The organism is Amycolatopsis sp. (assembly GCF_036008905.1).
GTDB lineage: Bacteria > Actinomycetota > Actinomycetes > Mycobacteriales > Pseudonocardiaceae > Amycolatopsis.
Map to the genome: position 1 here is coordinate 139,021 of NZ_DASYMU010000045.1, position 9,633 is coordinate 148,653.

Consider the following 9,633-nt stretch of genomic DNA (forward strand, 5'->3'; position numbering starts at 1 on the left):
GATTGACAAACCCAATCGTCGATTCGGAACTTTCGCGTTGCCGGCGAAAATGCTGTTGGAGATGCTGGACCCGCGAGCAATCCCGCCGCCTTCGACGGGAAGTCGTCGATAACACAGAAACCGGAAATCATTGATGAACGTCACGATCCTGGGCTGCCGATCGGGCATGCCGGCGCACGGCCAGGCCAGCTCCGGTTACCTGGTGTCGATCGGTGGCGGCGCGGAGGAGACCCGAGTGCTACTGGACTGCGGCCCGGGCGTGGCGACCGCGTTGAGCAGCCTGATCGACCCGGCGATGTTGGATGCCATCGTGCTCAGCCATGTGCACCTGGACCACTGCTACGACCTGCTGCCGATCGGCAAGTCGCTGCTCGCGAAGGGACTGAGCTACCCCACCGCCGGGCGGCCGCCACAGTCCTCAGTGGAGATACGCCGTGTTCCGCTGTACGTCCCCGCAGGTTCGGCGGCGCTTTTCCATCGACTCGCCGCGCTTTTCCCCGTGACCACGGTCCCTGCGCTCGACCGCGCCTTCGAATTGGCCTTCGACATGCACGAGTATGACCCGGGCGACTATTTCACGGTCGGCTCGGCTGAAGTTCATCTGGAACTGCTTGCGCACGCCGCGCCGAACTGCGGTGTCCGGGTCAGCTGCGCCGACGGCACGCTCGCCTATACCGGGGACACCGGCCGCACCCCGGCACTGCGCACGCTGGCACGTGGCGCCGATCTGCTGCTCGCCGAATGCACGTTGAGCGAACCCGATTCGGGCCCACACGGGCACCTGTGCGCTGAAGACGCGGCCGACGTCGCCGCCGACGCCGCCGTGGGGCAACTCGTGCTGACCCATTTCGGCACGGCCGATCCGGACTGGCTGGAGGCGAGCCGCCGCCGCGCCGCCGTTCGATTCGGCGGTCCCGTGCACATCGCGACACCGTCCGCCCGCTTTCCCGTCCGCTCCGCCCGAGAGGCAATGCTGTGACCAGTATCGCGAAGAAGAGAACACGTATCCGCCGGCTTTCGCTCCTGGCGGCGCTCGTGGCCGTCGTGACACTAACCGCCGCCGGTTGTGGAACCAGCGGCACCGATGCCGCCAGTAGTGGCACGATCACCCTGTCGTTCCTGTCCTACAACTACGGCACGGCCGATCTCGGCGGTCAGGGCACGCAACAGCTGATCGACGAGTTCGAGGCGGCCAACCCGGCCATCAAGATCGAACCCCAGGGAGTCGCGGTCGCCGACGTACTGACCAAACTGCGCTCGTCGGCGCTGGGCGGCAACGGTTTCGACGTGGCGCAGGTGGGCTGGAGCAAGATGGCCGTGGCTTACCAGAGCCTGCCGATCACGCCCGTGCAGAAGATCGCGCCGGCCCAGGACTGGCAGGACACCGCGGCCGGGTTCAACCAGGCGGTGCTCAAAGCCACCCAGCATGACGGCATGACGGTCGCCATGCCCTACACCATGTCCATTCCGACCCTGTTCTACAACGCGAACCTGTTCCGCGCCGCCGGGCTCGACCCGGCCGACCCGCCAGCAACCATGGACCAGGTGCGCGCCGACGCACTGGCGATCGTCCAGCACGGAGCGCAGGGCGTCTACTTCGACGTGGCCAACGCCAGTAAGTCGGACTTCCTCACCCAGTCCCTTGTGGACAGTAATGGTGGTTCCGTCGTCGACGCGGACGGTAAGGTCACACTCGACCAGCCGCCCGCCGTGCAGGCGCTGCAGACCATGGCGGACCTGACGCGCTCCGCGGCGCAACCGGGAGTCAAGGAGGCCGACGCGCTCGCCGCGTTCAAGGCGGGCAAGCTCGGCATGCTGGTGACCTCGACCGCGGTTCTCACCGGGCTCGACTCGGCCGCGGCCGGCAAGTTCCCGGTGCTGGCCACGGGCTTTCCCAGCTTCGGCGACAAGGCGCCGCGGCCGACTTACTCCGGCGCCGGGCTGGTCGTGCTGTCCAAGGACACAGCCAAGCAGCAGGCCGCGTGGAAGTTCATCCAGTTCCTGACCAGTGCACAGGCCTTCACCACGATCACCACCAAGATCGGCTATCTGCCATTGCGGCCGTCGGTGGTGACCGATCCGCGATATCTCAAGACTTACTTCGACTCCGACAAACGCCTGCTCCCCGCATTACACCAGCTGGACACGCTGACCCCGTACACATTCTTCAGCGGTCCGAAGGCGGACCAGGCGGTACAGGCGTTGCAGGATCAGGCAGTGGCACCGATCGCGCTGCAAGGCGCCGACGCCCAGCAGACGCTGCACGCCGTCGCGGGCACGATCCGGGGCCTGCTCGGGCAATGACGAACAGATTCGCGCGGCGGCGATCGGGCGCCCTCGGCTATCTCACCCCATTGCTCGTGGTGCTGGCGGTATGGGTGTACGGGCCGTTGGTGTTCACCGTCGTGCTCAGCGTGCTCGACTGGGACGGTAGCGGGACGCCCACATTCGCCGGTATGGACAACTTCGCCGAGCTGTTCGCCCGGCCCGAGTTCCCCGCCGCATTACTGCATACGGTGGTGCTGGTGGCGTGCGTGCTTCCCTTCGCCACCGTGGTTCCGATGAGCCTGGCGATCATGCTGTGGAAACAGCCAGGACGGGCCAGCTCGGTCTACCGCGCGTTGCTGTTCCTGCCCGTCGTGCTCGCGCCGGTCGCCACGGCGCTGGCGTGGCAGTTCGTGCTCAATCCGCTGGGCGGTGTGCTGGACGAAACCCTTGGCCTGCTCGGCCTGGGCCCGGTGGACTGGCTCGGTGACCCCGCCACGGCGCTGCCCACGATCGCGGTGATCACCGCCGAAAAAGTGATCGGGCTCAACGTGCTGCTCTACGGTGCCGCCCTGGACGGAATCGACCGGCAGAGCCTCGCTGCCGCCAGCCTCGACGGGGCGACCGAATGGCAGACTACCCGGCACGTGGTGGTCCCGCAGCTCTGGCCGATCACCGGCCTGCTGGTCGGACTGTGCGTCGTGCTGGCCGGCCAGTGGGCTTTCACCAACGTGGCTGTACTGACGCAGGGAGCACCCAACGGAACGACGGACAACGTCTACTACCGGCTCTACACCTATGGCTTCACGTTCTTCGACAACGGTCTGGCGTCGGCCGCGGCAGTGGTGCTGATCGTCTTGCTTGGGCTGCCGTTGGCGATCCGCGCGCTGCTGCGCCGGCGTGCCGGCACGGTCGTCTCGTGATCACCCCCCGCGGCCCGTGGCGGCGCGCCGGTCGGCACGGGCTGCTCGGGCTGGCCTGCTTCGTGCTGCTGTTCCCTGTCTTGTGGGCGCTGTCCGGCTCGTTCAAACGGCCCGACGATCTCTTCGCCGCCGATCCGTTGCCGTCGCCGGTCAGTCTGGACAACTACCAGGTCGCCATCGAACAGTTCCCGCTGCCGCGCCTGCTGCTCAACACCCTGATCACCGCGGCCGGGGTCACCGCCGGCGATCTCGTGATCGCGACACTGGCCGCGTACGCGTTGGTGCGGCTGCGTTTCCGAGGTAGCGCCGCGCTGCTGGCCACCATTGTCGTCGCGCTGCTGATCCCGGCGCAGACACTGATAATCCCGCAGTTCCTGCTGGTCGCCCGGTTGCACTGGCTCGACAGCTATCCCGGGTTGATCATGCCACAATTGGGTGGCTGTGCACTCGCGGTCCTGCTGCTGCGCCAGAATATCCGGGCGATTCCGGACGAGTTGTTCGCCGCGGCGCAGCTGGACGGCGCGAACTCGCTCCGGACTCTGTGGCACGTGGTGCTTCCGCTGCTGTGGCCGGCGCTGGGGGCCGTCGCGATCCTCCAGTTCATCACTACGTGGAACGAGTACCTGTGGCCGATGCTGGCCGCGCCGACCCCGCAGCACACGACGATCCAGATGGGACTGACCTTGTTCACCAACACAGAAGGATCCAACCCCGGCCCACTGCTCGCCGCCGCGATGCTCGCCACGTTGCCCGTTGTCGCCGTGTATCTGGTGGCCGCGCGCCGGATCACCGCCGCTTTCCTCCATTCCGGGCTCCGATAACCGCAACCGACCTGTCCGCGACCAAGTTGAGGGGGCTCAGGAACGTACGCATCCTGGGGCCACATGCGTCTTCCGCTATGCCAACGCAACCTGATGCTGTCCCGTCGGCGTTCGATACCGATCTGCCGAGCAGCGAAGCACGGTCACGAGGCGAGGTTCTCGCGGGCTCCGTTGAAGAGCCGGTGAATGATGTTCTCGCCCCAGCGCCTCTGCCGACCACTTCGTATGTACTACAGCTGGAAATGCTGCGTGCGATCTACCACGAGCTGCGGCATGGAAACGATCAGGCGGCCAAAAGCATGGCGGTGGTCGCGGAGCAGACGAAAGCAACGGCCGACCTGGCCGCCCAGCTGGAGAAGGTTGCGCAACACCTCGGCGATTGGTAGACACCGACGCGATTATCGAAACTTCTAGGTCGAGCCGGTGCAGTGATACTCCTTGATGGAGATCGACTCGGCTCCGACGCGCATCCGGTTAGTGACGTGGGTCCTGTTCGGCTCTGAACGCGGCGTAGACCCATGTCGTTGACCACGGTCGACCGCAGGGGCGAGGAAGATAATGTGATGAGTCAGCCACCACGGCTTTACCTGTGACCTGCCATCCAGCGATGGAAACCGAGCACCCCCGCAGACATCCAGAACGCCATCGACAACGGCGCTGGAAGAACGGCACTGGCTCGATGTCAAGCTCAAGCTCAACCACGACAAGCATGACAAGGTGGAACTCGCCCGCGACGTGGCGTCGTTTGCCAACGACGGCGGTGTTTACGTGATCGGAGTCCTGGAGGACAAGCCGACTGGCAAGCTCACGCTGGTGCCGACGAGGTTGGCGGGCTTGGCCGAGACCGTCGAGCAGATCCTGCATCAGTGCTGTGATCCACCGCTGTTTGTGCAGCCGACCGTCATCAACTGCGGCTCGTGACACCAGGATCCGGCAGAAGCCGTTGAGAGTAGCCATCCAGAAATCAGATGCTCTGTCCAGCCCCACGGGACCGCGACCCCAGTCCAGTGCACCTCCACAGAATGATCCAACGCGCCTCGCAGCGCCGACGCATCCGCCTGGCGATCATCATCGAGTCGGACCACCAAGTCCGGACCCACTCCGAGTGGGATGTTCCGTTCACGAACGGCGCCGACACAGCGCATCGGCATGAATCCGTCTTCCAAGACGGACCGGCTACGCAGGATCGCTTCGAAGGTGACTGTTCGGATTAGCCCGAGTATTCGCAGAGGCACCACCAAAACGCCCGTCCACTGCCAACTGCTCCCACCAGTGCCCTCGGGATATCCCACGCGCCAGCAGTGACCACGATCCGGTCGAACGTCGAACGTCGAACGTCCGGGCGCACCGAGCATACCGTCTCCGTGTAGCACCGTCACGACCGTGCCCAACCCGCTCAACGCTGTACCCGCTGCGGCCGCCACGGCTTCGTCATACTCGATCGTCGTGACGGAACCAGCCGGCCGACCGGCCAGGAAAGAAGCGCGGCGTTATACCCAGTCCCAACACCGATCTCAAGAACCCGATGCCCCGGACGAACGTCGAGCTGCTCAAGCATCCCGGCGACCGTGCCGGGCGCAGAGGCCGAGCTGACCGGCACCCCGTTGTCGTCGCGATGGGTCACCACTGGGTCGGGCCCGTAAGCGCGCTCCAGCGAGACTTCCGGGACGAACACATGTCTCGGCACCGGCCGCATCGCGGCATCGACATGGCCGCTTAGAACCGCGCCCCACGGCCGCAGGTCGTCGACCATCGCGTTCCTCAGTTTATCCGCTGCAGCGGTCTCCTCAAGACTCACCTCACCCAAGCGTAGTTCGTCGGACGCGAGCCGTTCTGGTCACCTCGTAACTTCACCGTCGTCGATACCGCCGACCTTCCCCGGCTCGCGTACCTGACGCGAGTCTGCGACTGCGAAGGCGACTTCTGGCGTTTAAAGGGACCGACGCTCTGGCAGAGCGAGGACGACCCCACGCTCGTGGTCACCGACGAAGACTTCCTCGCCGACGCGCTGCACGACGCCCGACGGCTGGCCGACCAGCTGATCAACCTCACCGTCACCTTCGCAGGGGAGGCCGGCGCCACTGCCCCAGCGATCGGACGGGCGTTGGGAGGCATCAGTGGCTCAGCGGTGCGGAAGAAGTACCTGAAGGTGGTCGATTCCCGACCCGGTCCGAACCGTCCCGCTCACACCGAGACCGGCCGCGATGAATGGAGTGTCGACTGGTAAAAACCTGCGGACCGGGTCTGGGTCATCCGAGCCCGTGTTCGGCTGCGCCGGGATACTCCCATCCAGCGCAACGGTCGTTCTGGCGTCGCCGGCCAGGAGCTGACGATGGCGATGGGCGCCGCGCTGGCGATCCGGTTGCACTGGACTGCTGGTTCACCGAGGAACCGATCGGGCAGCAGCGTCGATCTGGTGAGCGGGGTTCTACTCGGCGGTGGAGACCCGCCCGTAACCGATCAACATGCGTCGACAATAGCCAACACAGCCGTTTGCCGACATTGAAACCCGGCACGGGTTCTCGACAGTCGCGACCTGGGAGTCGCTCAACGAAAATCGAGTGTCGGCAAACGTCGTTTTCCGACACTGCGGTGCCCAGCACCCCGGCAACGCCGGGAACGAGCGCGGCCCGTCCACAGCTGGACCATCGCGGCACAGACGAACACGCTACTGGTAACCCATTCGCGACCTGCGAGATTTCCGTCGCGCTACCACCGGGCTGCCTGGACAGGGTCAAAGCTGCGCGGTAGCGAAGGCGTTGACGCCGAATCGTGCCAGACTGGGGCTATGAGGTCGGCACGGTTGAAAGGTCATCTGGACGCGTTGGTGCTTGCCGTTCTTGCAGATCAGCCCGCACATGGGTACGCGATCCTGACGGCACTGAAGCTGCGCACGGGAAACTCGGTCGATCTTGAGGGTGGCACGTTGTATCCGACGCTGCATCGTTTGGAGGCCGCAGGCTTGATCAGCAGTGATTGGAGCGCGAGCGGCGGCCGGCGGCGTCGGGTGTACACCATCGAAGACAAGGGCCGGCGTGTGCTGGCCGACGAGCGATCATTGTGGCAGGAATTCGTCCAGGCGCTGCAGCCTCTTCTCGGGCCGCCACTGGACGGCGGGGCTACCAGGTGATGGCGCGCGGGACGCAGGCACCAGGCGCGCAGGAACTTCCCGAAGCCGCTTGGCATGCGCTCGTCGCTCACCTGAAGGTGTTGCGCCGCGGTCTGCGCGGTCCGCGCCGACTCCGTAACGCCCTGCTTCACGAAGTCCTCGCCGACCTGGTGGAGGCGACGCAGACGTACCTGGACTGTGGCCATGGCCCAGCCGACGCCGCCAGTCGGGCCACGCGCGACTTCGGTGATCCCGAGGTCGCCGCGTACAGCTTCGGTGAAGCGCTGCGGGACACGGCGCGGAACCGTCGTTCCCGGGTCATCGGGTCGCTGGCGGCAAGTCAAGTACTTCTCTGGTGCGCGATCTTCCTGGGCGGGTCGAGTGAGCCGTGGCTGGAGCGAGTGGAACCCGAGGGCGCCGACACCAGCGATCTCGTCGCGACGCTCGGGCTGTCGTGCGTGGTCGTCATGGCGGCCCTCTGTGGTGCGGTAGCCCTCCTCCGCCACGGAGGGCGGATCACCGTCGAGGTCGGCCGGAGCGAACGGGTCCTGATGGCCGGGAACCTCACCCTTGTCGGCTGTAGCGCTGTCGCCTTGGCCTGTTCGGCGGGGGTCCGTGTCCTGGCCGCACCCGGCTCCTTGTCCGTGTCGTCCCTCGTCTTGACTGGATGCGCGGTGTTCGTGGTGCTGGCCAGGTGGCCGTGGCGGCGTCTGCCCCGTATGGCGGACCCACTCGACTAGCGCGTGTCCGGTCTGTGTCCGGACCTCGGTCACTGGCCATGGCATCAGCCCTTGCGGCACTGGCGCATGCCCGAGCCGTCGGTCGCGATGGGTGTATGGCCGGACTGACCCCTTGCGAGCTGTTCGTGCCCTTTTGTCCACTGTTCCGATGTTCTCTGGTGCCCTTGCGGCACATCCCACACCGCCTATAGGTAGAATTCCTACCTATAGGCGGTGTGGGGACCACACTGCCGACGCAGCCCGGGTCTCACACGCGGGAGCGGACAGCTGGCTTCTTGCTGGGGACAGGTTTCCCGCTGTCGTCACGGGTAGGCCTCGTCTCGCCCGTTCTCCTCCGCCGCCACGCGGCGAACCGACCGAGAAAGAGAGTTCCGTGACCGCACAACGTGTCCTCGCTCCAAGTCGTCAACTCCTCAGCAAAGTCCCGGAAGTCACCTTGTACTTCTGGGTCATCAAAGTGCTCTGCACGACCGTCGGTGAATCAGCCGCCGACTTCCTCAACGTCAACCTGAACGTCGGCCTGACCGGCACCTCCGTCGTCACCGGCGTCCTGCTCATCGTGGCTCTTGTCTTCCAGTTCAGCGCAAAACAGTATAAACCGGGCAGGTACTGGCTGACGGTGGCGCTCGTGAGCGTCTTCGGCACCTTGGTGACCGACAACCTCACCGACCAGGTCGGTGTACCGCTGGAAGCGAGCACCCTGATTTTCGGTGTTCTTCTCACACTGACCTTCCTCGTGTGGTTCCTGTCCGAGAAGACCCTGTCCATCCACTCCATCCTCACCAGGCGCCGAGAGGCGTTCTACTGGCTCGCGATTCTGTTCACTTTCGCGCTCGGTACGGCCACCGGCGATCTCATGGCCGAGGTGCTGGGACTCGGCTACCTGATGACGGGAATCATCGTGGCATCGCTGATCGCCATCGCGGCGATCGCCTGGCGATTCGGGCTCAACTCGGTCCTCGCCTTCTGGTTCATCTACATCCTGACTCGCCCGCTGGGGGCGTCGATCGGTGACTATCTCTCACAGTCATCGACAGAAGGTGGTCTGGGGCTGGGTACGACGGTGACCAGCGTGATCTTCGTGGTCGGCATTCTCGGCACCGTCACCTATCTCTCCGTCACCAAAGCCGACGTCATCCAGCGCGCCGCTAGCACCGGCAGTGACGAGCCTGCCGAACGAGGAGGTCTGTGGCAGACGGTCGTCGTCGTGACGGTCGTCCTCGCCGCCGCCGGGACGGGGTACTTCTTGCGCACGTCCTCGCTTCAAGCAGAAGACACGTCAGCCTCGGCGTCCCCCGCGCAGTCGATCCCCGGCGGCGACCAGGCGACACAGCCTGTGCCCACCGGCGGCCAGACGGCGCAACCCCCTGCCCCTGGCGGCGGCCAGCCAGCACGCCACTCGCCCCTCGGGGACCTCTCGAAGTTCCGGCAAATCACGCAAGACACCCTGACTCTCGTGAACGCCGGTAACCAATCTGGCGCTACGTCTCGCGTCGATGATCTCGAATCCGAGTGGGACAACGCCCAAGCGCGCCTGAAACCAAAGAGCAACGCCGCGTGGACCGAGGTCGACGGCAAGATCGATACCGTGCTCCGCAGGCTCCGGGCAACGAGTCCGGACCCCAGCAGTGAGAAGGACGCGCTCACGGCGTTGCTCCCCGCCCTCGGCTAACTCGCCGGCCGAACACTGACAGCCCGAAGAGGCGCACGTCGCCCGCGTCGAGCCCCTCGACACGATCGTCCTCGACGCCAGTCGGTGTGCTCGCGTGCCACGC

The 9,633-nt window shown here is 65.6% G+C and carries 11 protein-coding genes; 10 read left to right on the top strand and 1 reads right to left on the bottom strand.

Going from position 1 to position 9,633, the window contains the following annotated elements; all coding sequences use genetic code 11:
- Window positions 1-133 precede the first annotated feature (133 nt).
- From VGP60_RS09410 to VGP60_RS09435, 6 genes are all read left to right on the top strand, one after another.
- Window positions 134-979, top strand: a complete 846-nt coding sequence (locus VGP60_RS09410) for an MBL fold metallo-hydrolase (protein WP_327547519.1) — start codon at window positions 134-136, stop codon at window positions 977-979.
- Window positions 976-2,304, top strand: coding sequence for an ABC transporter substrate-binding protein (locus VGP60_RS09415; RefSeq protein WP_327547520.1), 1,329 nt, complete (start codon window positions 976-978; stop codon window positions 2,302-2,304). Before VGP60_RS09410 ends, VGP60_RS09415 begins: the two co-directional genes overlap by 4 nt.
- Window positions 2,301-3,188 (top strand): sugar ABC transporter permease, encoded by an 888-nt coding sequence (locus VGP60_RS09420; RefSeq protein ID WP_327547521.1) that lies wholly within the window; start codon window positions 2,301-2,303, stop codon window positions 3,186-3,188. The genes VGP60_RS09415 and VGP60_RS09420 overlap by 4 nt, the downstream gene beginning before the upstream one ends.
- Window positions 3,185-4,009: a carbohydrate ABC transporter permease gene (locus tag VGP60_RS09425; protein WP_327547522.1), complete on the top strand. Its 825-nt coding sequence runs from the start codon at window positions 3,185-3,187 to the stop codon at window positions 4,007-4,009. Before VGP60_RS09420 ends, VGP60_RS09425 begins: the two co-directional genes overlap by 4 nt.
- A 77-nt stretch (window positions 4,010-4,086) precedes the next feature.
- On the top strand, window positions 4,087-4,395 hold the full coding sequence (locus VGP60_RS09430) for a hypothetical protein (RefSeq protein ID WP_327547523.1): 309 nt from the start codon (window positions 4,087-4,089) through the stop codon (window positions 4,393-4,395).
- Between the two features lie 271 nt (window positions 4,396-4,666).
- Complete coding sequence (locus tag VGP60_RS09435) at window positions 4,667-4,930, top strand: RNA-binding domain-containing protein (RefSeq protein ID WP_327547534.1); 264 nt, start codon at window positions 4,667-4,669, stop codon at window positions 4,928-4,930.
- Between the two features lie 475 nt (window positions 4,931-5,405).
- Here the strand turns inward: VGP60_RS09435 and VGP60_RS09440 are convergent, their stop codons facing one another.
- Window positions 5,406-5,807, bottom strand: a complete 402-nt coding sequence (locus tag VGP60_RS09440) for a hypothetical protein (protein ID WP_327547524.1) — start codon at window positions 5,805-5,807, stop codon at window positions 5,406-5,408.
- A gap of 177 nt (window positions 5,808-5,984) precedes the next feature.
- On the opposite strand from VGP60_RS09440, the gene VGP60_RS09445 reads away from it, so the two are divergent.
- The 4 genes from VGP60_RS09445 (at window position 5,985) to VGP60_RS09460 (ending at window position 9,530) form a co-directional block, all read left to right on the top strand.
- A complete protein-coding gene (locus tag VGP60_RS09445) occupies window positions 5,985-6,236 on the top strand; it encodes a hypothetical protein (RefSeq protein WP_327547525.1) in 252 nt (83 codons plus the stop codon).
- Window positions 6,237-6,797: 561 nt separating this feature from the next.
- A complete protein-coding gene (locus VGP60_RS09450; protein ID WP_327547526.1) occupies window positions 6,798-7,139 on the top strand; it encodes a PadR family transcriptional regulator in 342 nt (113 codons plus the stop codon).
- A complete protein-coding gene (locus VGP60_RS09455) occupies window positions 7,139-7,858 on the top strand; it encodes a hypothetical protein (RefSeq protein ID WP_327547527.1) in 720 nt (239 codons plus the stop codon). The genes VGP60_RS09450 and VGP60_RS09455 overlap by 1 nt, the downstream gene beginning before the upstream one ends.
- 373 nt (window positions 7,859-8,231) lie before the next feature.
- Window positions 8,232-9,530 carry a hypothetical protein gene (locus VGP60_RS09460; protein ID WP_327547528.1) on the top strand — a complete coding sequence of 433 codons (1,299 nt, stop codon included), beginning with the start codon at window positions 8,232-8,234 and terminating at the stop codon, window positions 9,528-9,530.
- Window positions 9,531-9,633 lie beyond the last annotated feature (103 nt).